The sequence below is a fragment of the Agrobacterium sp. MS2 genome (assembly GCF_003261015.1).
GTDB lineage: Bacteria > Pseudomonadota > Alphaproteobacteria > Rhizobiales > Rhizobiaceae > Agrobacterium > Agrobacterium pusense.
On record NZ_QLNF01000004.1, the window covers coordinates 17,453 to 42,036 of the forward strand.

A 24,584-nucleotide genomic window follows, 5' to 3' on the forward strand; every position below is an offset into this window, starting at 1 on the left:
AAACTGAGCCAGAATTACCCCCCTCTGTCCTGCCGGACATCTCCCCCTCAAGGGGGGAGATCGGCAAGAGGCTCTCCCGCCATTTCATCCTCGAACGTCGAGATGGCCGGGACCTCGCCACGGGTCGATCTCCCCCCTTGAGGGGGAGATGCCCGGCAGGGCAGAGGGGGGTGAAGCCGCATATTCAGGTCGTGCCACACGCAACCGCAGAGTCGCAAACCGCTCCAAGGAACCCGAAATGACGATCCGATCTTTTCTCGGAGCCATCTTCCTCTGGCTCACCATGGGGATCGCCGCCCAGTCCCTCGCGCAGAGCGACCCAAAGGCGCTGATCGACCAGCTCGGCACGGCTGATTTCAAGCAGGCCGAAGTGCTGATCGGGCAGATTGCCGCCACCGGAGATGCGCGCGTTGTGCCGGCGCTGGAGGCTTTTGCGGCGGGTGATCTCTACGTGCGCAAGTCAGACAATCTCGTCTTCATGACCAAGCCTGCCGGTTCCGATTTCACGCTGATCGACCCGCTGACGGGTGAAAGCGCCGGCTCGGCGCCGAAGGCGACCGTTACCAAGATCAGGGTGAACAATAATCTTCGCCGCGTCATCCGCGCCGCGATGGGCGGGCTGACGTTGCTCAGCCCGGAAAAATCCGTGCGGCTTGCGGCGGCTGACGCCGTCCTGAAAGCGCCAAGCGCTGAAAATCTCGAATTGCTGGAAGCGGCCATCGCCAAGGAAACCGATAAGGAGGTGCGGACCCGGATGGAGGAGGCGCGGGCCGTCTCGCTGCTCTCCTCCGGCCGCCCCCTTGAGGTGAAGAAAGAAGCGATCGCCACCATCAAGGCCCTTGGCGGGCGCGATGCGATCAGCATTCTGATGGCGGCGACGCCATCGGTCGATCCGAGCCTGAAACCGGATGTGGACGAGGCGATTTCCAGCATCGAGAGTTCCCTTGCCTTCTGGGATTACGCGCAGAATGTCTGGTACGGCCTGTCACTTGGTTCCGTGCTGCTGCTCGCCGCCATCGGCCTTGCCATCACCTTCGGCGTCATGGGCATCATCAACATGGCGCATGGTGAAATGGTGATGATCGGTGCCTATTCCACCTTCATGGTGCAGGAGTTGATCCGCAGTCATTTGCCCGGCCTGTTCGACTGGTCGCTGGCGATTGCCCTGCCGGCCGCCTTTCTGGTCACGGCCTGCGTCGGCCTCGTCATGGAACGCGGTGTCATCCGCTATCTCTATGGACGACCTCTGGAAACGTTGCTCGCCACCTGGGGCATCTCGCTGATCCTGCAACAGGGCGTGCGCTCCATCTTCGGCCCCACCAATCGGGAGGTCGGCAGCCCGAGCTGGATGTCCGGCTCCTTCAGCGTCGGTTATCTCAATTTCACCTGGAACCGGGTGTGGATCGTCTGTTTCTCGCTCTCCGTCTTCTTCGCGTTGCTGGTTCTCCTGAAGCGCTCCGCCTTCGGCCTGCAGATGCGCGCCGTGACCCAGAACCGCCGCATGGCGTCTTCCATGGGCATTCGCACGCCTTGGGTGGATGCCTTCACCTTCGCGCTCGGTTCCGGTGTCGCCGGGCTTGCGGGCGTCGCGCTGTCGCAGATCGACAATGTCTCTCCCAATCTCGGCCAGAGCTACATCATCGACAGTTTCATGGTGGTGGTGTTCGGCGGGGTCGGCAATCTCTGGGGAACGCTGGTAGGCGCCCTGTCGCTCGGCGTGCTCAACAAGTTTCTTGAGCCGACGGTGGGCGCCGTGCTCGGCAAGATCCTCGTGCTCGTTCTTATCATCCTGTTCATCCAGAAGCGGCCGCGCGGTCTCTTCGCACTCAAGGGAAGGGCGATCGAAGCATGATTACCGGCTTCCTCCTGCGCGCGCTCGATCGCCGCATTTCCATCGCCATCGGCATCATCCTTGCCATCGCCGTGCTGGTTCCCGCCTCCAACCTGCTGCTGCCAGCCGACAGCGCGTTCCGCATCCCGACCTATATCATGTCGATGCTCGGCAAATATCTGGCCTATGCGCTGCTGGCGCTCGCGCTTGATCTGGTCTGGGGTTATTGCGGCATTCTCTCGCTTGGCCACGCCGCCTTCTTTGCGCTCGGCGGTTATGCCATGGGCATGTATCTGATGCGGCAGATCGGCACGCGCGGGGTCTATGGCCATCCGGTGCTGCCTGATTTCATGGTGTTCCTCAACTGGAAGGAATTGCCGTGGTTCTGGCACGGCTTCGACATGTTCTGGTTTGCGGCGCTGATGGTGCTCGTCGTGCCGGGGCTGCTCGCCTTCGTCTTCGGCTGGTTCGCTTTCCGCTCGCGCGTCAATGGCGTTTATCTCTCGATCATTACCCAGGCGATGACCTATGCGCTGCTGCTTGCCTTCTTCCGCAACGACATGGGTTTCGGCGGCAATAATGGCCTCACCGATTTCAAGGATATTCTTGGGTATTCCGTGCAGGCGGATGGCACCCGCGCCGTGCTGTTTGCCATGACGGCCGTGATGCTGGCGCTCTCGCTTTTGATCGCGTCGGGCATCGTCAATTCCAAGTTCGGCAAGGTGCTGGTGGGTGTGCGGGATGCCGAAAGCCGGGTGCGCTTTCTCGGTTTTAGGGTGGAAAACATCAAGCTCTTTACCTTCGTCGTTTCGGCGATGATGGCGGGGATTGCCGGTGCCCTGTTCGTGCCGCAGGTGGGCATCATCAATCCCGGCGAATTTTCGCCTGCCAACTCCATCGAAGTGGTGGTGTGGACGGCTGTCGGCGGGCGCGGCACGCTGGTCGGGCCGATCATCGGCGCGGTGCTGGTCAATGGCGGCAAGAGCTATTTCACTGGCGCGTTCCCGGAATTCTGGCTGTTTGCGCTCGGCGGTCTCTTCATCGCTGTCACGCTGTTCTTCCCCAAGGGCATCGTCGGTACCGTGCAGCATTATCTGGCCGGACGGCGGGAAAAGCGGGTTGCAAGCGCGGCGCGTGAGGCTGGCAACGACAGCGCGGTTGCGCAACAGGCGGCGGAGTAAGCCCATGAACACGGTTTCTGAAAACAGAGCGAAAAGCCTGCTTTATCTCGATGGCGTTTCCGTTTCCTTCGATGGGTTCAGGGCGCTGAATTCCCTCTCCTTCGTGGTGGAGCCGGGCGAGCTTCGCGCCATCATCGGCCCGAATGGTGCTGGCAAAACGACGATGATGGACATCATCACCGGCAAGACGCGACCGGACACGGGCACGGTTCTCTTTGAAGACAGTATCGACCTCACCAAGAAGGATGAGGCCGACATCGCCCAGCTTGGCATTGGCCGGAAATTCCAGAAACCGACGGTGTTTGAAAGCCATACCGTGTGGGACAATCTGGAACTGGCGCTGAACCGCAAGCGCGGCGTGTTCGCAACCCTGTTCTACCGGCTGACGGAAGAAGACAAGGCGCGCATCGAGGAAATCCTCGCCACCGTGCGGCTTGGCCACCGCCGCGGCGATCTCGCCGCCAATCTCTCGCATGGGCAGAAGCAGTGGCTGGAAATTGGCATGCTGCTCGCACAGGAGCCGAAGCTTCTCTTGGTGGACGAGCCGGTGGCGGGCATGACGGACGCCGAGACGGCTGAAACCGCGGTGCTCCTGAAGGAAATCGCCAAGACGCGTTCGGTGGTGGTGGTTGAGCACGATATGGGTTTCATCCGCGAGCTGGGGGTGAAGGTGACGTGCCTTGCCGAAGGCTCGGTGCTGGCTGAGGGGTCGATCGACTTCGTGTCGAGCGATCCGAAGGTGATCGAGAATTATCTGGGGCGGTGATGGTGGTGTTTGCGTTTGCGTTTGCCGTGACCGTACCCCCCCCTGCCCTGCCGGGCATCTCCCCCTCAAGGGGGGAGATCGGCAAGTGGCTTACACTGCGCCTGATCGCTCCCTCTCGATGGAGTGGGTGGGTGCAGCATCTGATCTCCCCCCTTGAGGGGGAGATGCCCGGCAGGGCAGAGGGGGGTAGCGCCGCCCACCATACCGTCATTGGAGTTTCACCATGCTGACAGTCGACAACATCAACCTCCACTACGGCGCAGCGCAGGCGCTCCGCGGCGTGTCGCTGAAGGCCGAGATGGGCAAGATCACCTGCGTTCTCGGCCGCAACGGCGTCGGCAAAAGTTCGCTGCTGCGGGCCGTGACCGGCCAGCAGGCCACCAGCGCCGGCACGATCCGTTTCGGTGATGCGGCGCTTGACGGGCTGGCACCTTACCAGCGGGCAAAACGCGGCGTCGGTTACGTGCCGCAGGGGCGCGAGATTTTTCCGCTGCTCAGCGTGCGGGAAAATCTGGAGAGCGGTTATGCGCCGCTGTCGCGCAAGGAGCGGTTCATCCCGGATGATATTTTCAGCCTGTTTCCCGTGCTGCAGACCATGCTGTCACGCCGCGGCGGCGATCTCTCCGGCGGGCAGCAGCAGCAGCTTGCCATCGGCCGGGCGCTGGTCACGCGGCCGAAAATCCTCGTTCTCGACGAACCGACCGAGGGCATCCAGCCGTCGATCATCAAGGATATCGGCCGGGCCATCAAATATCTGCGCGATTCCACCGGCATGGCGATTTTGCTGGTCGAGCAATATCTGGATTTCTGCCGTGAGCTTGCCGATTACGTCTACATCATGGATCGCGGCGAGATCGTGCATCAAGGCCTCGCTGAAACGCTGGATATGCCGGAAGCGAGGCGGCATCTGACAGTATAAACCGAGACCAGAGCCTGTGCGCGCCGATCACGGCGTGCAAACGGGCGATTAATATTTTGAAAGCCTATGCGCCTCGACATGGCTTTCATGCGTAATTTTAGCATTTCATTGAATAACCGCCTGTGATATTGGCAGCGAAAATGCTGCATGCGAGACACAGGAAAAGTCTATTCGCACGCCGCGACAGTTGATCCCTTACATTCCACGCACGTCCGACGTATCGTCGGGAAACTGTGCCAATAAAGGCGTGTCAATGATTCAAGACTTTGCAGTGGGCCGGGCCTCCCGGTTGGTTCGTTCCGCACGCAGCCTGTTCCTCGGGCTGGTAATCAGCTCAGGCGCAGGGGCCGCAGCGTCGGCATCGACCTGCGGTCAGGGTATTGGCCCCGGCATGGAACCGGGTCGGCATGATTTTTCCATTCTCTCTAACGGGCAGAAACGCGACGGCGTCTATTTTGTTCCATCCGCCTATGATGGAAAAAAGCCGCTGCCTGTCGTATTCGATTTCCACGGCTCCAACAGCAACCCGCACGGCCAGCTGAACCGCAGCGGCTGGGACAAGCTTGCTGAGCGTGATGGTCTTGTGGTCGTCGCGCTGGCGGGCAGTTTAAACGGCGAATTGCCGGGCACCCATGCCTGGAATGTCCCCGGCGTTACAACACGCCCCGGCGGGCTGGACGAGGTGAGCTTTATTCATGAAGCGATTGCCATGGTGAAGGGCAAGTTCTGCGTCGATGAGGAACGTTTTTACGGTTCCGGCTATTCTGGCGGCGGGCGCATGCTGTCGCAATTCATCTGCACCGGAGCCAAGGATTTTAATGCCGCCGGTTTTGTCGCGTCGCTGCGCGCGGGTTATCCGCTGGAGACCGAAGGCAAATGGGCACCGGATGTGGCAAGCTGCACACCGGCGCGGCCGATGTCGATCATCGCCTTTGCCGGGCTGAAGGATCCAGCCAACCCCTATCAGGGCGGCGGCAAATCCTACTGGCAATATAGCGGCGAGACGGCGCTGAAGCGCTGGGCTGAAATGGACGGTTGCAAGGGCGCCGCCAAAAGCAAGGTGGGCGAGAGCTTCACGGTCAATTCTTACGATGTCTGCAAGGCAGGCGCTCGTATCCAGTCCTATGTCATCAACGACTGGGACCATGCCTGGCCGCGCGCCACCATGAAGGCCGAGGTTCTGGCCGCAAACGCCGTTGTTACCCGCAAGCCGGGCGGCGAGCAGACACCGAAGGCGGAGCCCGCCGTGGAGCGCAAGATGCCCACAGGCGAAGTGACGCGGACTGTTGATGCAGCCGAGAGAATGTGGGATTTCTTCCGAAACACGGAAGGTCAGCTTGTCGTGGACGCCGTCGTCAAGAAGGATTGCGTCGCCAAGGCCAATCCCGCTTCCGCAACCGCTTCGGAGACCGCGTGCAGCAGCAACAGCAAGCCATCAGCCCTTCCGGTTGCGAAGACGCTCAACCTGTCCGGCAACAGCGCGCCCGTGGCAGAGGACGCATTGTAACCAAGGCAGTTGAAGGGCGCAGCCGGCTGGACGAATTGTTTCAGGAGGGCTGCGCCAAAATCCGCCTGCCGGAAACCTACTCGAACGAAGCAGAAGCCATTCTCATCAATTCCTCCGGTGGTTTGACCGGCGGAGACGAACTTGAATGGCAGGCAGTCGCCGGCGCCGGTACCTCGCTTGTGGTCACCACGCAGGCCTGCGAGAAGGTCTACAAGGCGTCGTCGGGCACCGCCACCGTGACCGCGCATGTTTCCGCCGGGCCGGGTGCGAAGCTGCACTGGCTGCCGCAGGAAACGATCCTCTTCGACCGGGCGTCGCTGACGCGAAGGCTGGAAGCCGATCTTGACCAGTCCTCAGAATTCATCGCAGTCGAAGCCGTGCTGCTTGGCCGCCAGGCCATGGGCGAGGCGATGACGCACGGGCTTTTCCGCGACCGCTGGCGCATTCGCCACGGCGGCAAGCTGGTGCATGCCGAAGAACTTCTGCTTGCGGGCGAGGTGGCGGCGCTGACCGCGAAACCTGCGGTTCTGGCCGGGCAGGTTGCCTTTGCCACGCTGCTTTATATCGGGCCTATGGCCGAGGCGCTTCTGCCTAAAATCCGGGCGATTGCCGGGGAAAGCGGCGGTGCCAGCGAGTGGCAGGGCAAGCTCGTCGTGCGCGTGTCCGCTGCTGATGGTTTCTCCTTGAGAAAATTGCTTTTTCCGATCATTTCGCTCTTGCGAAACGGCGCGCCAGTGCCGAAAGTCTGGAATCTGTAAACCCCTCGGATCGTCTCGTGACAGGCGTTCTTCGGGGTCTGTCAAATGTCGGATCTGGTCTCCAGCAAACCTCGTTTGTGGAGCAGATGCCAAGCCGTGGGACGACGATGAACCTTAGCCCAAGAGAAAAAGACAAGCTGCTGATTTCCATGGCCGCCATGGTGGCGCGCCGCCGGCTGGAACGCGGCGTCAAGCTGAACTATCCCGAAGCGATTGCGCTGATTACCGATTTCGTGGTGGAGGGCGCACGCGATGGCCGCGCCGTGGCCGACCTGATGGAGGCGGGCGCGCATGTGATTTCCCGCGATCAGGTGATGGACGGCATTGCCGAGATGATCCACGATGTGCAGGTGGAAGCGACCTTCCCTGACGGCACCAAGCTGGTGACCGTTCACGAACCGATCCGGTGAGGTCACGTATGGCGCTGGAACTTCGGCCCAATTGCGAATGCTGTGACCGTGATCTAGCGCCCGACAGCCGGGACGCGATGATCTGCTCGTTCGAATGCACTTTCTGCGCTGATTGCGTGACCGGCGTGCTCAAGGGCGCGTGCCCGAATTGCGGTGGCGAACTGGTGCGAAGGCCCGTCCGCCCGGCGGGAAAGCTCATCAATAACCCGGCATCCACACAACGGGTGCTGAAGGCGGAAGGCTGCGCGGCAGCCACGGCCGCATAAGAACGATAAGGGGAACACCGATGAAACCAGGCGAAATCATTGCCGCCGAAGGCACCATCGAACTCAATGCCGGCCAGCCGACCGTGACGATCGAAGTGGCCAATTCGGGCGACCGGCCGGTGCAGGTGGGCAGCCACTACCATTTCTTCGAGACCAATGCGGGTCTCCTTTTCGATCGCGAAAAGGCGCGCGGCATGCGTCTCGATATTCCGGCCGGCACGGCGGTGCGTTTCGAGCCTGGCCAGAAGCGGGAAGTGACGCTGGTGCCGCTTTCCGGCAAGCGGGAGGTTTATGGTTTCCGTCAACAGGTCATGGGGAGGTTATGAAATGGCGACGGCGCATTATCATGGAAGCTGCCAGTGCGGCAGCGTCAGCTTCGAGGTCGATGCCGATCTCGATCACACTGTTGTCTGCAATTGTTCGCGGTGCAAACGTCTGGGCTCCACGCTCGCCTTCGCGCCGCGTGACAAGTTCACGTTGCTTTCCGGCGAGGGCACGCTGAGTGAATATCTCTTCAACAAACACAGGATCCATCATTTTTTCTGCTCCACCTGCGGCATTGAAAGCTTTGCCTATGCCGATGGGCCTGACGGTACGCCGATGGTGGCGGTCAATGCCAATTGTCTCGATGGCGTCGATCCGCGGGCGCTGAAGCCGCAGGCTTATGACGGCGCGGCGGCCTGAGCGATGGCGATCAGCAAGAACAACCTCGTCATGACCGCTCTCATCTGCGTAACCGCCGGTATTTCCATGCCGGTTGCCGCGCAGGAGCCGAACTGCAAGGAACCGCAGACGCAGGCGGACATGACGATTTGCGCCGGCAAGGATTACGAAAAGGCCGACAAAGAGCTCAATGTCGCTTATCAGAAGCTGCGCAAGCTGCTCATCGAACGTGACAAGGCGGCGGATGCGGATGGAAAGGGTGCAACCGACGCGCTGGTGACAGCTCAGCGCGCATGGGTGGCGTTCCGTGACGCCAATTGCGCACTTGCCGGTTTTCAGGCGCGTGGCGGCTCAATGGAGCCGATGCTGATCTCTTCCTGCCTGGCCGAGACGAGCGGCAAGCGGGCGGAAGAACTGCGCCAACTCTCGGAAGGTTTCTGAACCCATGGGGCGGCGGATCACGATTGTCGGAAACGGGGAGCTGCCGCCAGGCGCGGCCCTGCTTATCGACCGGTCGGATATCGTCGTCCGTTTTAATGATTGCCGGTCTCTTGGGCTGGGCGGTACGCGCACCGATGTGGTGGCCGTGTGTAATACCGGGCGGCCGGGCCGTGAGATGACCGAGGGAAGCGAATGGCGCGAGAGCCATGGTGTGCGCCAAGCCGCCGCCATCTGGTCGGTGCGCGATCCTGCGAAATTTGCCGAAATGGAACCCGGCATCCGCGCAGCCTGGCCGGAACTCACTGATTTCTGCGCCGATTATACCGGCGAATTCGCGGCCATCGCACGAGCTGGCGGCAAGAGCCATGTCGTTATTTCTCGCGGTGTGCATGAGAGGCTCGATACGGCGCTCGAAGCCTATAAGCCCGCACCATACGTCTGCCCCAGCACCGGCCTCGTTGCCATTGCCCATGTTCTTGAAAATGTCAGCGGCGATGATGACGAGGTGACGATTGCCGGTTTCAGCCACCAGGGCTGGAGCGGCCATCCCTTTACCGCCGAACAACAGCTGGTCGATGCCCTTGCGGGAACGGGCCGGCTGACACGATTTTCTCCCATACCGATTTTCTCCGCGTCCGAAGGAGCCTGAACCCATGCCATACAAGATTTCCCGCGCCGCCTATGCCGGCATGTTCGGCCCGACCGTTGGCGACAAGGTGCGTCTTGCTGATACCGAACTCTTCATCGAGATCGAGAAGGACCACACGACCTATGGCGAGGAAGTGAAATTCGGCGGTGGCAAGGTCATTCGCGACGGCATGGGCCAGAGCCAGGCGACGCGGGCAGAGGGCGCTGTCGATACCGTCATCACCAATGCCGTCATCGTTGACCATAGCGGCATCTACAAGGCAGATGTGGGCCTGAAGAACGGCCGCATTCACGCCATCGGCAAGGCCGGCAATCCCGATACGCAGCCCGGCGTGACGATCATCGTCGGTCCCTCGACGGAAGCAATTGCCGGCGAAGGCAAGATTCTGACCGCCGGCGGCATGGATGCGCATATCCATTACATCTGCCCGCAGCAGATCGAAGAAGCGCTGATGAGTGGTGTGACCTGCATGCTTGGCGGCGGCTCCGGCCCGGCGCACGGCACGCTTGCCACCACCTGCACCGGCGCATGGCATATCGAGCGGATGATCGAAAGCTTCGATGCTTTCCCGATGAACCTCGCGCTTGCGGGCAAGGGCAATGCCTCTCTGCCGGGTCCGCTGGAAGAAATGATCCTCGCCGGTGCCTCCTCGTTGAAGCTGCATGAGGACTGGGGCACGACGCCCGCCGCCATCGACAATTGCCTGACGGTGGCCGACGAATATGACGTGCAGGTGATGATCCATACCGACACTCTGAACGAGAGCGGTTTCGTGGAAGACACGGTTGCGGCTATCCGGGGCCGCACCATCCACGCTTTCCACACCGAAGGGGCGGGTGGTGGCCACGCGCCTGACATCATCAAGGTCTGCGGCAATCCCAACGTCATTCCGTCCTCGACCAACCCGACGCGGCCTTACACCGTCAATACGCTGGCGGAACATCTCGACATGCTGATGGTATGCCACCACCTGTCGCCGTCCATCCCCGAAGATATCGCCTTTGCCGAAAGCCGCATCCGCAAGGAAACCATTGCGGCGGAGGATATTCTCCACGATATCGGCGCGTTTTCGATCATTTCCTCCGATAGTCAGGCCATGGGCCGTGTCGGCGAGGTGGCGATCCGCACCTGGCAGACCGCTGACAAGATGAAGCGCCAGCGTGGCCGCCTGAAGGAAGAGACCGGCGAAAACGACAATTTCCGTGTTCGTCGTTACATCGCCAAATATACCATCAACCCGGCCATCGCCCAGGGTGTCAGCCACGAGATCGGCTCCATCGAAGTCGGCAAGCGTGCCGATCTGGTTCTTTGGAACCCGGCGTTTTTCGGCGTGAAGCCGGAAATGGTGCTGCTGGGCGGCTCGATCGCTGCCGCGCCGATGGGCGATCCGAATGCCTCCATCCCCACGCCGCAGCCGATGCATTATCGGCCGATGTTTGCCGCCTATGGCAAGCTGCGCACCAATTCCTCGGTCACTTTTGTCTCGCAGGCGTCGCTTGACGGTGGCCTTGCCCAGCGTCTCGGTGTCGCGAAGAAGCTGCTGCCGGTGAAGAATGTGCGCGGCGGCATTTCCAAGGCCTCGATGATCCACAATTCGCTGACGCCGCATATCGAGGTTGACCCCGAGACCTATGAAGTACGTGCGGATGGCGAGCTTCTGACCTGTGAACCGGCGACCGTGCTGCCGATGGCGCAGCGTTATTTCCTGTTCTGACGGCAGGCGCTCTTGAGACGCCTCACACGATGGATCGGCGGCGGCCTGCTGCTGCTCCTCCTGCTTCTTGTGCTGGGCACGGTTGCGCCGCGCCCGTTTTTTGCCGAGCAGGTGGGTGAAGGCGAAAAGAGCAGGGAAATCCTGCTCTTATCCAACCCGATCCACACCGATATCGCCCTGCCGGTTGATGACGATCTGCGGCGGGGCTTTGCCGCGTTGCAGGAGGGTGGGATTGCGGTCAATCATCCAGCTGCGGCCTATCTGGTGTTCGGCTGGGGCGGCCGCTCGTTTTACATTCAGACGCCCACCTGGGCCGATTTGAAACCGATGCCGGTTCTGCGCTCTTTCACGCTGGACAGCTCCGTCATGCATGTGGATGTGACAGGTGATTTTCCCGCTGATCTCGCCGGAGTGAAACGGCTTCGAATTTCCGAAGCGGGTTATCAGCGTCTCGTCGCGGGCATCCGGGCGAGTTTTGCCGGAAACGATGACGGTGTCAGGCCGGTACCCGGTGCTGGCTACGGCCTGACGGACGCTTTTTTCGAGGCGAATGGCCAGTTCAATGCGTTCGCCGGCTGTAACACGTGGTCAGCCGCGATGTTGCGGGAAGCGGGCGTTCAAACCGGTTGGTGGACGCCCTTGCCGCCGCTGTTGCGCTGGTCGATAGACCTGCACAATTGATCCCCAATTCCGTGCGGCATTTCGCGCATTTGGTGGCTGGAATCCTATTTTTATGCTGCACCGCAGCGCGTCTTGCGCTATGGAAACGGCAAAAGAATTCCGCGCGGATCGATCCCAAGCGATGCCTCGCAAAACGCCAGAACAGGAGACAAGACATGCTCGGCAAAAAAGTGCCCGCCGTAACCTTCCGCACGCGCGTTCGCGATGAGGCCGTTGGCGGCCCGAACCCCTTCCGTTGGCAGGACATGACGTCAGACGATTATTTCAAGGGCAAGAAGGTCGTCCTCTTCTCGCTGCCCGGCGCTTTCACGCCGACATGCTCGACGTACCAGCTTCCTGATTTCGAAAAGCTCGCACCCGAGTTCCGTGCGCTCGGCGTTGATGAAATCTATTGCCTGTCGGTCAATGATGCTTTCGTCATGAACGCCTGGGCCAAGGGTCAGAACCTCGAAAACGTCAAGGTCATTCCTGACGGTTCGGGCGAGTTCACCCGCAAGATGGGCATGCTGGTCGCCAAGGACAATCTCGGTTTCGGCATGCGCTCCTGGCGTTACGCGGCCGTCATCAACGATGGCGTCGTCGAGCAGTGGTTCGAGGAAGAAGGCTATTCGGACAATTGCGATAGCGACCCCTACGGCGTTTCCTCGCCGCAGAACATTCTGGAAAACCTGAAAAGCCGCGCTGCGGCCTGATTTTGGTTTTGTTGTTTGAGAAAGGCCCGGCAGCGATGCCGGGCTTTTTGTTTTCCGAGGCATTGCCGCCCTGAAAACACACCTTGAAATCCCCCCGCCTATCCGTCAAAAATCAGACCCCCAAGACTGTTTCTGAAACGGATCATCCCATGCTGCGCGTCACCTCCTATCACCCGGCCGGAACCCCTGCCGACGAGCCCTCCGGCTATGTCACGCTGGCGCATGACCAGCGGCATCTGCGCCGCAAGCTTCTGCATCTGCAGAATGACGAGATGGTGATGCTGGACCTGAAGGAAGCCGTGCTGTTTGCCCATGGCGACCTTTTGGTGGTCGAAAACGGCGATCTGATCGAGGTTCGTGCGGCGGATGAAAAGCTGTTCGAAATCAAGGCAAAGGACCGCCTTCACCTGATTGAGCTCGCCTGGCATCTGGGCAACCGGCATCTTTCGGCGCAGATCGAGGAGGAGCGTATTCTCATCCTGCGTGACCATGTCATTCGCGCCATGCTGGAAGGTCTGGGCGCCACAGTGCGCGAGGTGGAAGAGCCGTTTCAGCCGGCGCGCGGCGCTTATCACGCCCATGGCGGCCACTCGCATGGCCATGATCACGGGCACGGGCATGGCCACCACCATCATGATCACGGCTGAGGCGTGAGCGGGGAACGCGGCGTCGCCGCGCTGCTGCGCCTGATGGCCTGGATGTCGCCGGCGTTTCCTGTCGGCGGCTTTTCCTATTCGGGCGGGCTGGAAAAGACGGTGGAGGACGGGCGTGTGCGTAATGCCGCCGAGTTGAGCGGCTGGGTGGAAACGCTTCTTCTCCATGGCAGCCTGTGGAACGACGCGGTTTTTCTGGCAGATGCCTGGCGATGCTCGCAGGATGCCGTAGCGCTCAGCGAAACCGCTGATCTTGGCCGCGCGCTCGCCGGTTCGGCGGAGCGTTATCGGGAGACAGTGCTTCTGGGGGACGCCTTCGTTTCCGCCGCCAGCGCATGGCCGCATGCGGTTCTGGAGCTGTTGCCGAAAGAGGCTCCCTATCCCGTCGCCATAGGCGCTGTGGCCGCGGGCCACGGCGTGCCGCTGCGCGAGACGCTTGCCGCCTTTCTGCATGCAGGTGTTTCACAGATCGTTTCTGCCGCTATCCGTCTCGGCGTCGCGGGCCAGAAAGATGGCGTTGCCATTCTCGCCGCAAGCGAGGCTGGGATTGCCGAGGTGGCGGCACGGGCCGTCCAGTCCACGCTTGATGACCTCGGCAGCGCCACGATCATCGCCGATACGGCGGCAATGCGTCATGAAACTCAGGGGACACGGCTTTTCCGGTCGTGAAAGCGACTGCAATCGATGGGGCGAGCGCGTGCCACTTGTTTCTTCTCCCCACCGCGGAGAAGGTCGCGACAGCGGGATGAGGGGGCAAGGGTAGAGATATCCGGAGAGCTAGCCCCCTCATCCGACCCTTCGGGCCACCTTCTCCCCGGCGGGGAGAAGAAACAAGTGGCACGATCCTTGCGTATATTTGAGCTGTAATTTGAGTGGTTGTCGTAAGATTGGACCACAGCATAGTGAAGGGAACAGAGTGATGAAATCGGGTAATGGTCCGCTGCGCGTTGGGATTGGCGGGCCGGTGGGTTCCGGCAAGACGGCGCTGACGGAAAAGCTCTGCAAGGCGATGAGCGCCGATTATTCGGTCGCCGTCGTCACCAATGATATCTATACCAAGGAAGATGCCGAGGCACTGGTGCGCATGCAGGCGCTGCCTTCCGAAAGGATCGTCGGGGTGGAGACGGGCGGTTGCCCGCATACGGCCATTCGCGAAGATGCCACGATCAATCTGCAGGCGATTGCCGGGCTCAACCAGCGTTTTCCCGATCTCGACGTGGTCTTCATCGAATCCGGTGGTGATAACCTCGCGGCGACCTTTTCGCCTGATCTTGCCGATATCACCATCTATGTGATTTCCGTCTGCCAGGGCGAGGAAATTCCGCGCAAGGGCGGGCCAGGCATCACCCGTTCGGACCTGCTCGTCATCAACAAGAAGGACCTTGCGCCTTATGTTGGCGCGGATCTGACTGTCATGGACAGCGATGCGACCCGCATGCGCAACGCCATGCCCTTTGTTTTTACCGACATGAAACGGGGCGATGGCGTGGACCGCATCGTCGGTTTCCTGAAAGAGCAGGGCGGTCTCTGAATAATGACGATGCCCCGCCGTTTCGGCGCTTACGAAGTTTCCCGTTTTGTCGACGGTGTCTACAAGGCACCGGTCAGCCATCTCATTCACCGCCAGGGTGCCGAAGCGCTGGCTGCGGCCCTTGCCGGCCATCACGGCGAAACAGTGGATATGGACGTCAACTGCTTCACGCTTTCGGGACCTGAGGGCATCTGGCTGATCGATGCCGGCTGCGGCACGGCCTGGGGCGAGGCCTATGGCCATGCCCGCGCGGAGATGATTACCGCCGGTATTCAGCCTGATGATGTCAGCCGTGTCATCCTCACCCATATTCACGGTGATCACGCGCTGGGCCTCATCGATGGCGACCGGCCTTATTTTCCCAAGGCGGAGATATGGGTGCCGGAGGCCGATCTTGCCTTTTTCACCAATGCAGAGGCGCGAAAGACATTGCCGCCCGCCCGGCAGGGCGGTTTCGATCTGGCTGCCCGCCTGATCGATATTTGCGGCGCGATGTTGCGGCCGATCTCGGTGGGGACGGTTGCCGAGGACATAGAGGCAATCGCGGTGCCCGGTCATACGCCCGGACAGATGGCTTACCTCATAGGAAGAGACGATAAGCGGTTGATGTTATGGGGCGATGTGCTGCATGTCGGGGACATGCAGGCGGCCGATCCCGGAATTGCTTTTGTCTATGATATCGATTCTGAACTCGCCCACGCGACGCGTCTCGAAGCGTTGTCGGCGGCGGCTGACCATGGTTGGCTGGTGTCCGGCGGCCATCTCGGCGGCTTTTTTACGGTCGAGCGGCGGGGCGACAGTTTCGGTTTTATACCGCAGCCTGGATGACTTCCGTGCAATACACCCAAGGGCGGAATGCCTGATGGCCTCCCGCCCTTCGTCCTCTCCCCGTATTTTCAGATCTGTTTCAGCGCCGCCACGTCATTGACCTGGACGATGCGACCGCGCACCGTGACGCCGGACTTTTTCAGGGTGGAGAAAGCGCGGGAGAGGGCCTCCGGCGCAAGGCCGAGCTTGCCGGCGAGCAGGCTTTTCTGGAACGGCAACCGCAGCGAGAAGGATGTCGCGTCGCGCGGGCCCTGATTGATGAGGTAATGGGCGACACGCTGCGGTGCCGTCTGCAGGCGGTCATTGGCAACGCAGTCCATGGCGGCCAGCAGGCTGTTGGACAGGCAGCGCATGACGGCCTTGGCGATGGCCGGTTCCTGATCGATCAGGCTGCGCAGCCTGGTGAGTTCGAAACGTGCCACGGTGCAGCTTTCCGCCGCCTGCGCGCTGTAACGATAGGTGTCGCTACCGAAGATCAGGCATTCATTGAAGGTATCGCCGGGGCCGCTGACGCGCACGTCCGCCTCGCGGCCGTGCCTGTCCAGCCGGTAGAGCCTGACATAACCCGACAGCACGCAATAGAAATGCTGGGCCAGTTCGCCTTCCTTAAAAAGCACATGGCGGGCATTCACATTGGCGATGGTCGCCGCCTCCATCAGCTTCAGCGCCACTGCGTCATCCGCGATCCCGATCAAGGGCGCACGCAGCAGAATGTTCCTGTCCCTGTTGCTCAGCTTCACGGTCTTGTTCACGTCCATTCGGCTCCCGCTCAAACCTTTTGCCGGGCTGTCCGAAGCGATACGAAACCGGGGATGTTCCTTGCCCCTCACGCCCATCTGCACTGAACTCATCGCATTTTCCTCGACCGGCAATTCCCGATGCGAGGGAGACTAGCAGTTCAGGTGGAAAGCGAATTGATTTCGATCAAACGGGGGTGCGGCCGTTGTGAGGAAGGAAATGATGGGGCTGCTCATGCTTCCAATCACAAGGGAAACATGGAGCGAGCGCGTGCGGCATATTTCTTCTCCCCGCCGGCGGGAAGTCCGCGGCAGCGGGATGAGGGGGCGAGGGTCGAGATATCAGGAGAGCTTGCCCCCTCATCCGACCCTTCGGGCCACCTTCTCCCCGGCGGGGAGAAGAAACGATCTGCTATGTCGTGCTCTCCCAAAGTATATGGAAACGCCGGGCACATGACCCGGCGTCTCAATCTTCAAGCTGCAGCACTCACTCCGCGGCAAGCGGCGGCAATCGCAATATATTGCTGCCCTTGTCCGCGGCCTTGTCGCCGCTGCCCTTTTCCATACTCGCCACCCGTGCCTCCAGCGAGGAAAGCGCGAGGCTGTTTTCGCGGGCGATCTCCGAGAGTTTCTCGTTGGAGAGGGCCTCTTCCTCCTCTTCCTTCTTGCCGACGAAACGGCCGAAGAGGTGGGCGAGCAGACGCGACAGGTCGTCCATGATCAGGAAGAAGGCCGGCACCACGATCAGCGACAGCACCGTGGAAACGATGATGCCGCCGATGACGGCAATCGCCATCGGTGCGCGGAACGAACCGCCTTCGCCGACGCCGAGCGCCGACGGCAGCATGCCCGCCGACATGGCGATGGAGGTCATGATGATCGGGCGGGCGCGCTTGCGGCCGGCCTCCACCATGGCATGCACCCGCTCCATGCCGTGACGGCGCATTTCGATGGCGAAATCCACCAGCAGGATGGCGTTCTTGGTCACGATGCCCATCAGCATCAGAATGCCGATGAGAACCGGCATGGAGAGCGCGTTCTGGGTGATGATGAGCGCGACGGCCACACCGCCGATGGCAAGCGGCAGCGAGAACAGGATGGTGAAGGGCTGGATGACATCCTTGAACAGCAGGATGAGCACCACCAGCACCAGCATCAGACCGAGCAGCATGGCGTTGACGAAGCCCTGCTGCATTTCGCCCTGCACCTTGGCGTCACCGCTTTCGGCAAGCCGAACGCTTGCCGGCAGGTTGGTTTCCGAAACGATGCGCTTGAACTCGGCCGTTGACGTATCGAGCGCCGTGCCGAAAGGCACGTCCGAGCCGATGGAGACGACGCGGTTGCGGTCGTTGCGCTTGATCGAGCTCGGGCCTTCCGAATAATCGATATCGGCCACGCTGTAGAGCGGCACCAGCGAACCGGAGGCGGTCTTGATCTTCAAGGCGCGGATCGTGGCGAGATCGCGGCGGGTATCGAGCGAAGCCTGCACGCGGATCGGGATCTGCCGGTCATCCAGCGAGATTTTCGTCAGCTGCGCATCGATATCACCGATGGTGGCGACGCGCACGGTCTGCGAAATCTGCTGCGGCGTGATGCCCAGGCGGGCGATCTCGTCCTTGCGCGGGCGGATCTGCAGTTCGGGACGGGGCAGAGCGCCTTCCGAGCTGACATTGGCAAGGATGGGCGAAGCGCGCAGGCGGCTTTCGAGAATGCCCACGGCGTCGTTCAGATCCTTCTCGTTGGTTGAGAGGAAGTTGAAGGAAAGCTCGCGTTCCGCGCGGTCGTTCAGCTTGATGATGCGGACATCCGCAATGCCACGCACCTGCGCGAAAATATCCCGCTCGACATCCCATTGCGGACGTGTACGACCCTTCTCCTCCAGCTTGGGAAGATATTGGCCGATGAGCGGAATGGAGCCAAGCCCCTTGTTGACGAGCGTTTTCAGCAGCGAGTGATCGATATGCTCAAGGATGACATTGACCGTGGCGCGGCGCAGCTCCAGGTCCCCCTTGGGCGAAGCGCCACCGAGGATGAAGACGCTTTCCACGCCGTTGATGTCACGGATCGCCTGGTAGATCTGCGTCGTCGTGCGGTCGGTCTCATCCAGCGTCGCATTGGGCGGCAGTTCAACGGACAGGGTGACGCGCGAGGCGTCATCAGGCGGCAGGAAGCTGCCGGGGACCTGGCTCAACAGCATCACTGAGGCGACGAGGAAGGCAATCGCTCCCAATAGCGTGAGATAACGCGCCCACCATTTCCGCGTGGTGGCGGTCACCATGCGCGTATAGGCCTTCATCAGCCTGCCGTCATTGTCGTGGTGATCGTCCATCGCGTCTTCGGCGCGCATCAGATAGGCCGCCATCAGGGGCGTGATGAGACGGGCCACTGCCAGCGAGAAGAATACAGAGAAGGCGACAGTGAGGCCGAACTGGATGAAGTACTGGCCCGGAATACCCGGCATGAACGAGACGGGCACAAAGACGGCGATGATGGTGAAGCTGGTCGCGATGACGGCAAGCCCGATTTCATCGGCTGCTTCGAGGGCCGCGCGATACGGCGTCTTGCCCATCTTGATATGTCGGGCGATGTTCTCGATTTCCACGATGGCGTCATCCACGAGAATACCCGTGGCGAGTGTAAGCGCGAGGAAGCTGACGAGGTTGAGCGAAAAGCCCATGATATCCATGATCCAGAAGGTCGGGATCGCGGAAAGCGGCAGCGCCACGGCGGCGATCAGTGTCGCGCGCCAGTTCCGGAGGAAGAGAAGGACCACGATAACGGCGAGGATCGCGCCTTCGATCAGCGTGTCCAGTGCGGCCTTGTAGTTGCCATAGGTGAAATAGACGGCGTCATCGACCATCTCGATCGAGACATCGGGGTGGTCCTTGCGGACCTGATCGAGACTTTGCGCGACGGTTTCGGCGACCGAAACCTCGCTCGCGCCCTTGGAGCGGAACACCGCAAAGGTGACGGCCGGATTGCCGTTGAAGCGCGAGAAGGACTTCTGCTCTTCATATGTGTCCGTAACCGTGCCGAGTTCGGAAAGCTTGACGAAGCGGCCGTTGGAAAGCGCAATCGTGGTGTTGGCAAGCTGGCTTACATCGCGTGTATCGCCCAGCGTACGGATGGTCTGCTCGTTGCCGCCCACCTGGCCGCGGCCGGAGCCGAGGTCGATATTGGTGCCGCGCAGCTGGCTGTTCACCTCTGTCGCGGTGATGCCATAGGCATCGAGCTTCTCGGGGCTGAGCGAAACGCGCACCTCGCGGTCCGCGCCGCCGTAACGGTCGACCTTGCCGATGCCGGACTGGCCCTGCAGCGAGCGCTTGATCGTGTCATCCACGAACCAGGACAGTTCCTCCAGCGTCATGTTCGGCGAAGAGACGGCGAAGGTCTGGATCGCCTGTCCCTCGACGTCGATCTTGCTGACGACGGGCACTTCGATATCGGAGGGAAGATCGCTGCGGATCTTGTCGATGGCGTCCTTGGTGTCCTGAACCGCTTCTTCCGTCGGTTTTTCGATGCGGAACACGACCGTTGTCGTCGACTGGCCGTCGACCACGGTGGACTGAATTTCGTCGACGCCACTGATGGCGGCAACGGCGTCCTCGATCTCCTTCGTCACCTGCATCTCCAGTTCGGAGGGCGAAGCCCCGCTCTGGGTCACGGTGACGGCGACGACGGGCACGTCGATATTCGGGAAACGGGTGATCGGCAGCGTATTAAACGCCTGCATGCCGAGCATCATCAAAAGCGCGAAGCCGAGAAGCGGCGCAATCGGGTTACGGATTGACCATGCGGAGAAGTTCATTTCATTCCCTCAGTCAGTTGGACGCAGCCGTCTGGGCTTCCACCGGTCTTATCCGGTCACCATCACGCACGAATGCTCCAGCTTTCTCGACAACCTTGTCTCCAGCGGCAAGGCCGCTGACGATCTCGATGAATCCACCGTCTTCTATGCCGGTCTCGATCTTCACCTGCTTGACGACGTCGCCCTCCACCTTGCGGGTGGTCGAGCCTTCACGCCCGGAAGTGACAGCCGAGAGCGGCAAGGCGAGCGCGTTCGTCTCCTCGATCACGATCTCTGCGCTGGCATACATGCCCGATCGCGCCGGGCTGTTTTCCGGCAGCACCACATGCACGGAACCGAGGCGCGTCGTCGGATCGACGGTCGGCGAAACGAGGCGCACCTTGCCTTCTATTTTCGCTCTTCCGCCAGCAACCGTCAAATAGGCTTTCTGGCCGACTTTCACGTTTTGAATGTCGGTTTCGGAAAGATCGGCAACAAGTTCGATGGCGCCGTCCTTGATAACGGTGAAAAGCGGGTTTCCGGCGCCGCTGGCAATCGCGCCCACCTTGGCGTTCTTGGCTGAAACGATGCCGGCGACCGGGGTTTTCACGCCGGTGCGCGTGAGCTTGAGATCGATATCGGCGATCTGCGCGTCAACCACCTTGATGTCGGCTTCGCCGGCGGAAACGGCCTGCTTGGCCGCATCGAGGCGAGCCTGCGCCACCTGCGCGAGGGCTTCGGTCTTTTCCGTTTCGGAAATGGAGCCTGAACCGGTCTGGCTGAGCTTGGCGGCGCGGTCGCGCTGGCGAAGGGCGTCGGCCAGATTGGCCTGCGCCTCCAGCACCTGCGCCTTGGACTGGGTGACGGAAGCTTCGGCCTTGGCCTTGTTGGCTTCGAGCTGGCTCTTTTGCAGGACGAGGCTATCGGAGGACAGGACGGCCAGAACCGCATTCGCCGCCACCCGGTCGCCGATATCGGCGTTCAACGTGTCGATCGACAGGCCGTCGACCAAGGGCTGGACGTAGATTTCGTCCACCGGGCGGATTGTGCCTGTCGCGATAACACGGTCAACGAGGTCGCGCTTTGCGACATGCGCGACGATGATCGAGGGCACGTTCTGCTGTTTCACCGGCGCCTGTGCCTCTCCCTCCGCGGCTGCTGGAAGGGGAAGCGCCGTTGCGGACAGAAGAAGAAGGAAAAGAATACGGTTAAACGTGACTTTATGCTGCATATGTCTTGGCTCGCGCAATATCCGCTCACATGTCCTGCAGGCTACGGCCCGTATCTTAAAAGGTCATGCGATGGCGAATGTGAAACAAGGGATCACAATACTCCCTTTTCGATCCTCCCGATTCGAACGCCCCTCAACGCGAATCTCAAGCACCTTTGCCCTGTGCTTTTTCTACAAGATCAAATTTGGCAGTCTTGTGGGCGGGACTGTAATTCTTGTTGTCGTGCAAATCAATCCGCATAGCCACGAGGGTTGATATACATTTTTGTATAGGTCGAGGTGTTGTAATTGGTTTGATGGGTTACCAATGCGCGACGCGGCCTGGAATTCTGAGAACGCTTAATACGCCGTCATCCTCGGGCTTGACGCGGATCCAGGCACATCGCCGCAATCGAAACGTCGGTAGATCCTCGGGTCAAGCCTGAGGATGACGGAAGAGAGGTTGTCATTCAAGAAAATCGCGCGGTCAACGCCGCGCGATCCTATCTTCCCGCCCGCGCCTACTTCAACGCAGCGTCGGTAATTTCGGTCGTATATGCGCCCGAGGGCTCCTTGGTGATAACGGGGTCGGAGCCGCCGCCGAGCAGGGTCTTCACTGTTCGCTCGTAATCCGCCTTGTCGAGAGCGCCCTTCGAGCCGGCCGTCAGCTTTGCCACTTCGCCCATCATGCGCTTCTGGTGCTTTTCGGTCTGCGCGCCGGAGGCGTCGTTTTCGAGAACGATATCGGCGGCCTCGTCAGGGTTTTCCTCGGCCCATTTCCAGCCCTTCATGGAGGCACGGACGAATTTGACCATGTCCTCCTTGAACTTGGCGTCCTTCAGCTTGTCTTCTAGAACGTAGAGCCCGTCTTCCAGCGTCGCCACGCCTTCGTCTTCATATTTGAAGGTGACGAGGTCATCAGGCTTGATGCCGGCATCGAGGACCTGGCCATATTCATTATAGGTCATCGTCGAAATGCAGGCGGCCTGTTTCTGCAGTAGCGGATCGACGTTGAAACCCTGCTTCAGCACGGTCACGCCATCGGCGCCGCCGGTGGTCGGGATTTTCAGATGCGCCATCCACGACAGGAATGGATATTCATTGCCGAAGAACCAGACGCCCAGCGTCTTGCCCTTGAAATCCTCGGGCTTCTTGATGCCGGTTTCCTTCAGGCAGGTCAGCATCATGCCCGATGATTTGAATGGCTGGGCGATATTGACCAGCGGCACGCCCTTTTCACGCGTGGCAAGCGCAGACGGCATCCAGTCGACGATGACGTCGGCCCCGCCGCCGGCCAGAACCTGCGCGGGCGCAATATCCGGGCCGCCGGGCTTTATGTCGACATCCAGGCCTTCGGCTTCATAAAAGCCCTTGTCCTTGGCGACGTAATATCCGGCGAACTGCGCCTGGGTGACCCATTTCAGCTGCAGGGTGATCTTGTCGGCGGCCTGAGTGCTAAATGCGGTCAGCAGTGACGCCCCGGCAAGAAGCATGGATGCAAGTTTCATTTTCATCGCTGTTCCCTTTTTCGTTATTTACGTTCGTCCCCCACGGACGGACGGATGCCAGAAGGTGACGGCCCGTTCTGCGAGCGCCACAAGACCGTAAAAGCCCGAACCTGCGAGCGCCGCCACGGCAATCTCGGCCCAGACCATATCGACATTGCTGCGGCCCATTTCCGCCGAGATGCGGAAACCCATGCCGACGATGGGCGTGCCGAAGAATTCCGCGACGATGGCGCCGATCAGGGCGAGCGTGGAATTGATCTTCAGCGCGTTGAAGATGAATGGCCAGGCTGCGGGCAGGCGCAGTTTTATCAGCGTCGGCCACCAGCCGGCAGCATAGGTGCGCATCAGGTCGCGCTCCATGTGGCTGGCGGCAGCAAGCCCCTGCACCGTGTTCACCAGCATCGGGAAGAAGGTCATGATGACGACGACGGCGACTTTCGACTGCCAGTCGAAACCGAACCACATCACCATGATGGGTGCCACACCGACGACCGGCAGGGCGGAGACGAAGTTGCCGATGGGCAGAAGCCCGCGTTGCAGGAAAGGCGAGCGGTCGATGAGGATGGCGACGAGGAACCCGAGGCCGCAGCCAAGGACATAACCCGTCAGTACGGATTTGATGAAGGTCTGGCGGAAATCCGCCCAGAGGATCGGCAGCGAGCCGAGAAGGCGGGCGAGAATGGCGCTCGGCGCCGGCAGCAGGATGGGCGGCACGGAAAATCCGCGGACCATCCCTTCCCAGAGAACCAGAATGGCAAGGCCGAACAGCAGCGGCACGGCGAGGCGGCTTATGCGTTTCGCGCTCTGGGAAATAAAGGCATGGCGTACCAGCCATTCGTTGAAGGCCCAGGCGGCAAGCCAGAACAGGATAGCGCCGATAAACCAGCCGGGGTTCGTCATGGCCGTGCTCCCATTCGCTTGAGGACGGCGGCATGGGCGACGCCGATGATCGATACCAGAATGGCGGCGACACCGGCTGCCATGAACAGCGCCGCCCATATCTGCACCGTCTGGCCATAATAGGAACCGGAGAGCAGTCTCGCGCCGAGACCCGCAACAGCGCCTGTCGGCAATTCACCGACGATGGCGCCGACAAGCGCGATGGCGATGGCGATCTTCAGCGAGGTGAAGAGATAGGGCAGGGCGGCGGGCCAGCGCAGCTTCCAGAAGATCTGCGCTGGTGAGGCATTATAGGTGTGCATCAGGTCAAGCTGCAGGGTTTCGGGGCTTCTTAAGCCCTTCACCATGCCGACGACGATGGGGAAGAAAGAGAGATAGGTCGAGATCAGCGCCTTCGGCAGCAGTCCGGAAATGCCGATGGAGTTCAGGACAACGATGATCATCGGCGCGATGGCGAGAATGGGGATCGTCTGGCTGGCAATGATCCACGGCATGACGGAGCGGTCCATGGCGCGGTTATGGATGATCGCGACCGCCAGCAGGATTCCCAGCACCGCGCCGATGGCGAAACCGAGCAGCGTGGCCGAAAGCGTGACGCCGGCGTGGTAGACGAGGCTGCGCTTGGAGGTGACGGCCTTGTTGACGGTGGTATCCCAGAGTTCGGCGATGATCTGATGCGGCGCGGGGAGGACCGGGCGCTCCTGCGCGAAGGTTTGCGGCAGGAGTTCGAGGAAGCCCGGCGTCTGGCCAGCGCGGGTGGCCTGGTCGCGGGCGAAGGGCATGTTGAGGTAGATGACGGCGAGGTGCCAGAGAATGAGGATGGCGAGGAGGATGGCGAGGATGGGGAGGACGCGGTGGCGGAGGAGGGTCATGGGGTTTTGCTCCGCTGCGTGCATTGAGGGTGATGGTTAGCGGTGACTTGTGGGTGAGGCTTACCCCCCTCTGCCCTGCC

At 61.0% G+C, this 24,584-nt stretch carries 25 protein-coding genes; 19 read left to right on the forward strand and 6 right to left on the reverse strand.

The genetic code is table 11. The annotated features are described in order from the left end of the window. The first annotated feature begins 238 nt into the window (after nt 1-238). The 19 genes from urtB (at nt 239) to aidB (ending at nt 15,490) form a co-directional block, all read left to right on the forward strand. Complete coding sequence (gene urtB / locus DOU54_RS00795; protein ID WP_112557341.1) at nt 239-1,852, forward strand: urea ABC transporter permease subunit UrtB; 1,614 nt, start codon at nt 239-241, stop codon at nt 1,850-1,852. Next, the gene (gene urtC / locus DOU54_RS00800; protein WP_035210611.1) at nt 1,849-3,012 is read left to right on the forward strand and encodes an urea ABC transporter permease subunit UrtC; all 1,164 of its coding nucleotides are present in this window, start codon (nt 1,849-1,851) and stop codon (nt 3,010-3,012) included. The genes urtB and urtC overlap by 4 nt, the downstream gene beginning before the upstream one ends. A gap of 4 nt (nt 3,013-3,016) precedes the next feature. Further along, nucleotides 3,017-3,778 carry an urea ABC transporter ATP-binding protein UrtD gene (gene urtD, locus DOU54_RS00805; RefSeq protein WP_004443315.1) on the forward strand — a complete coding sequence of 254 codons (762 nt, stop codon included), beginning with the start codon at nt 3,017-3,019 and terminating at the stop codon, nt 3,776-3,778. Nucleotides 3,779-4,001: 223 nt separating this feature from the next. Further along, complete coding sequence (urtE, locus tag DOU54_RS00815; RefSeq protein ID WP_113381639.1) at nt 4,002-4,697, forward strand: urea ABC transporter ATP-binding subunit UrtE; 696 nt, start codon at nt 4,002-4,004, stop codon at nt 4,695-4,697. 253 nt (nt 4,698-4,950) lie between these two features. Beyond that, nucleotides 4,951-6,204 carry a CE1 family esterase gene (locus DOU54_RS00820; RefSeq protein WP_113381638.1) on the forward strand — a complete coding sequence of 418 codons (1,254 nt, stop codon included), beginning with the start codon at nt 4,951-4,953 and terminating at the stop codon, nt 6,202-6,204. Next, entirely contained in the window at nt 6,111-6,962 is an 852-nt protein-coding gene (locus DOU54_RS00825; protein WP_162749647.1) for an urease accessory protein UreD, read from the forward strand. The genes DOU54_RS00820 and DOU54_RS00825 overlap by 94 nt, the downstream gene beginning before the upstream one ends. A gap of 107 nt (nt 6,963-7,069) precedes the next feature. Next, entirely contained in the window at nt 7,070-7,372 is a 303-nt protein-coding gene (locus DOU54_RS00830) for an urease subunit gamma (RefSeq protein ID WP_004443305.1), read from the forward strand. An 8-nt stretch (nt 7,373-7,380) separates the two neighbouring features. Beyond that, nucleotides 7,381-7,638, forward strand: coding sequence for a DUF1272 domain-containing protein (locus DOU54_RS00835; protein WP_113381637.1), 258 nt, complete (start codon nt 7,381-7,383; stop codon nt 7,636-7,638). Nucleotides 7,639-7,658: 20 nt separating this feature from the next. After that, entirely contained in the window at nt 7,659-7,964 is a 306-nt protein-coding gene (locus DOU54_RS00840) for an urease subunit beta (RefSeq protein ID WP_004443301.1), read from the forward strand. Between the two features lies 1 nt (nt 7,965). Further along, nucleotides 7,966-8,322 carry a GFA family protein gene (locus DOU54_RS00845; protein ID WP_045532183.1) on the forward strand — a complete coding sequence of 119 codons (357 nt, stop codon included), beginning with the start codon at nt 7,966-7,968 and terminating at the stop codon, nt 8,320-8,322. Nucleotides 8,323-8,325: 3 nt separating this feature from the next. Next, nucleotides 8,326-8,742 carry a lysozyme inhibitor LprI family protein gene (locus tag DOU54_RS00850; protein ID WP_082074323.1) on the forward strand — a complete coding sequence of 139 codons (417 nt, stop codon included), beginning with the start codon at nt 8,326-8,328 and terminating at the stop codon, nt 8,740-8,742. Nucleotides 8,743-8,746: 4 nt separating this feature from the next. Then, nucleotides 8,747-9,391 carry a hypothetical protein gene (locus DOU54_RS00855; protein ID WP_045532181.1) on the forward strand — a complete coding sequence of 215 codons (645 nt, stop codon included), beginning with the start codon at nt 8,747-8,749 and terminating at the stop codon, nt 9,389-9,391. 4 nt (nt 9,392-9,395) lie between these two features. Next, complete coding sequence (gene ureC / locus DOU54_RS00860; RefSeq protein ID WP_112766870.1) at nt 9,396-11,105, forward strand: urease subunit alpha; 1,710 nt, start codon at nt 9,396-9,398, stop codon at nt 11,103-11,105. 12 nt (nt 11,106-11,117) lie between these two features. Further along, nucleotides 11,118-11,786: a TIGR02117 family protein gene (locus DOU54_RS00865; RefSeq protein WP_112766871.1), complete on the forward strand. Its 669-nt coding sequence runs from the start codon at nt 11,118-11,120 to the stop codon at nt 11,784-11,786. Nucleotides 11,787-11,941: 155 nt separating this feature from the next. Continuing rightward, nucleotides 11,942-12,478: a peroxiredoxin gene (locus DOU54_RS00870; protein WP_006699556.1), complete on the forward strand. Its 537-nt coding sequence runs from the start codon at nt 11,942-11,944 to the stop codon at nt 12,476-12,478. A 149-nt stretch (nt 12,479-12,627) separates the two neighbouring features. After that, nucleotides 12,628-13,125, forward strand: a complete 498-nt coding sequence (gene ureE / locus DOU54_RS00875; RefSeq protein ID WP_004443285.1) for an urease accessory protein UreE — start codon at nt 12,628-12,630, stop codon at nt 13,123-13,125. Between the two features lie 3 nt (nt 13,126-13,128). Beyond that, nucleotides 13,129-13,800 (forward strand): urease accessory protein UreF, encoded by a 672-nt coding sequence (locus DOU54_RS00880; protein WP_193603277.1) that lies wholly within the window; start codon nt 13,129-13,131, stop codon nt 13,798-13,800. A 250-nt stretch (nt 13,801-14,050) separates the two neighbouring features. Continuing rightward, entirely contained in the window at nt 14,051-14,662 is a 612-nt protein-coding gene (gene ureG / locus DOU54_RS00885) for an urease accessory protein UreG (protein ID WP_004443279.1), read from the forward strand. A gap of 3 nt (nt 14,663-14,665) precedes the next feature. Further along, complete coding sequence (aidB, locus tag DOU54_RS00890) at nt 14,666-15,490, forward strand: AidB family quorum-quenching N-acyl homoserine lactonase (RefSeq protein WP_112557328.1); 825 nt, start codon at nt 14,666-14,668, stop codon at nt 15,488-15,490. Nucleotides 15,491-15,558: 68 nt separating this feature from the next. Here aidB and DOU54_RS00895 read toward each other — a convergent pair whose 3' ends face one another. The 6 genes from DOU54_RS00895 to DOU54_RS00920 form a co-directional block, all read right to left on the reverse strand. Beyond that, a complete protein-coding gene (locus DOU54_RS00895) occupies nt 15,559-16,248 on the reverse strand; it encodes a Crp/Fnr family transcriptional regulator (protein ID WP_004443275.1) in 690 nt (229 codons plus the stop codon). A 466-nt stretch (nt 16,249-16,714) separates the two neighbouring features. After that, nucleotides 16,715-20,035, reverse strand: a complete 3,321-nt coding sequence (locus DOU54_RS00900) for an efflux RND transporter permease subunit (protein ID WP_113381289.1) — start codon at nt 20,033-20,035, stop codon at nt 16,715-16,717. Nucleotides 20,036-20,048: 13 nt separating this feature from the next. After that, entirely contained in the window at nt 20,049-21,245 is a 1,197-nt protein-coding gene (locus tag DOU54_RS00905) for an efflux RND transporter periplasmic adaptor subunit (protein WP_006699561.1), read from the reverse strand. A 500-nt stretch (nt 21,246-21,745) separates the two neighbouring features. After that, nucleotides 21,746-22,738, reverse strand: a complete 993-nt coding sequence (locus tag DOU54_RS00910) for an ABC transporter substrate-binding protein (RefSeq protein WP_113381288.1) — start codon at nt 22,736-22,738, stop codon at nt 21,746-21,748. Between the two features lie 21 nt (nt 22,739-22,759). Continuing rightward, on the reverse strand, nt 22,760-23,632 hold the full coding sequence (locus DOU54_RS00915) for an ABC transporter permease (RefSeq protein WP_113381287.1): 873 nt from the start codon (nt 23,630-23,632) through the stop codon (nt 22,760-22,762). Continuing rightward, a complete protein-coding gene (locus DOU54_RS00920) occupies nt 23,629-24,504 on the reverse strand; it encodes an ABC transporter permease (RefSeq protein WP_072494761.1) in 876 nt (291 codons plus the stop codon). The genes DOU54_RS00915 and DOU54_RS00920 overlap by 4 nt, the downstream gene beginning before the upstream one ends. Nucleotides 24,505-24,584: the final 80 nt, after the last annotated feature.

Excerpts from the sequence above, each read along its gene's own strand:
- urtB (WP_112557341.1), top strand. The coding sequence starts at position 239 with ATGACGATCCGATCTTTTCTCGGAGCCATCTTCCTCTGGCTCACCATG.
- urtC (WP_035210611.1), top strand. The coding sequence starts at position 1,849 with ATGATTACCGGCTTCCTCCTGCGCGCGCTCGATCGCCGCATTTCCATC.
- urtD (WP_004443315.1), top strand. The coding sequence starts at position 3,017 with ATGAACACGGTTTCTGAAAACAGAGCGAAAAGCCTGCTTTATCTCGAT.
- urtE (WP_113381639.1), top strand. The coding sequence starts at position 4,002 with ATGCTGACAGTCGACAACATCAACCTCCACTACGGCGCAGCGCAGGCG.
- DOU54_RS00820 (WP_113381638.1), top strand. The coding sequence starts at position 4,951 with ATGATTCAAGACTTTGCAGTGGGCCGGGCCTCCCGGTTGGTTCGTTCC.
- DOU54_RS00830 (WP_004443305.1), top strand. The coding sequence starts at position 7,070 with ATGAACCTTAGCCCAAGAGAAAAAGACAAGCTGCTGATTTCCATGGCC.
- DOU54_RS00835 (WP_113381637.1), top strand. The coding sequence starts at position 7,381 with ATGGCGCTGGAACTTCGGCCCAATTGCGAATGCTGTGACCGTGATCTA.
- DOU54_RS00840 (WP_004443301.1), top strand. The coding sequence starts at position 7,659 with ATGAAACCAGGCGAAATCATTGCCGCCGAAGGCACCATCGAACTCAAT.
- DOU54_RS00845 (WP_045532183.1), top strand. The coding sequence starts at position 7,966 with ATGGCGACGGCGCATTATCATGGAAGCTGCCAGTGCGGCAGCGTCAGC.
- DOU54_RS00850 (WP_082074323.1), top strand. The coding sequence starts at position 8,326 with ATGGCGATCAGCAAGAACAACCTCGTCATGACCGCTCTCATCTGCGTA.
- DOU54_RS00855 (WP_045532181.1), top strand. The coding sequence starts at position 8,747 with ATGGGGCGGCGGATCACGATTGTCGGAAACGGGGAGCTGCCGCCAGGC.
- ureC (WP_112766870.1), top strand. The coding sequence starts at position 9,396 with ATGCCATACAAGATTTCCCGCGCCGCCTATGCCGGCATGTTCGGCCCG.
- DOU54_RS00870 (WP_006699556.1), top strand. The coding sequence starts at position 11,942 with ATGCTCGGCAAAAAAGTGCCCGCCGTAACCTTCCGCACGCGCGTTCGC.
- ureE (WP_004443285.1), top strand. The coding sequence starts at position 12,628 with ATGCTGCGCGTCACCTCCTATCACCCGGCCGGAACCCCTGCCGACGAG.
- ureG (WP_004443279.1), top strand. The coding sequence starts at position 14,051 with ATGAAATCGGGTAATGGTCCGCTGCGCGTTGGGATTGGCGGGCCGGTG.
- aidB (WP_112557328.1), top strand. The coding sequence starts at position 14,666 with ATGACGATGCCCCGCCGTTTCGGCGCTTACGAAGTTTCCCGTTTTGTC.
- DOU54_RS00895 (WP_004443275.1), bottom strand. The coding sequence starts at position 16,248 with ATGGACGTGAACAAGACCGTGAAGCTGAGCAACAGGGACAGGAACATT.
- DOU54_RS00900 (WP_113381289.1), bottom strand. The coding sequence starts at position 20,035 with ATGAACTTCTCCGCATGGTCAATCCGTAACCCGATTGCGCCGCTTCTC.
- DOU54_RS00905 (WP_006699561.1), bottom strand. The coding sequence starts at position 21,245 with ATGCAGCATAAAGTCACGTTTAACCGTATTCTTTTCCTTCTTCTTCTG.
- DOU54_RS00910 (WP_113381288.1), bottom strand. The coding sequence starts at position 22,738 with ATGAAAATGAAACTTGCATCCATGCTTCTTGCCGGGGCGTCACTGCTG.
- DOU54_RS00915 (WP_113381287.1), bottom strand. The coding sequence starts at position 23,632 with ATGACGAACCCCGGCTGGTTTATCGGCGCTATCCTGTTCTGGCTTGCC.
- DOU54_RS00920 (WP_072494761.1), bottom strand. The coding sequence starts at position 24,504 with ATGACCCTCCTCCGCCACCGCGTCCTCCCCATCCTCGCCATCCTCCTC.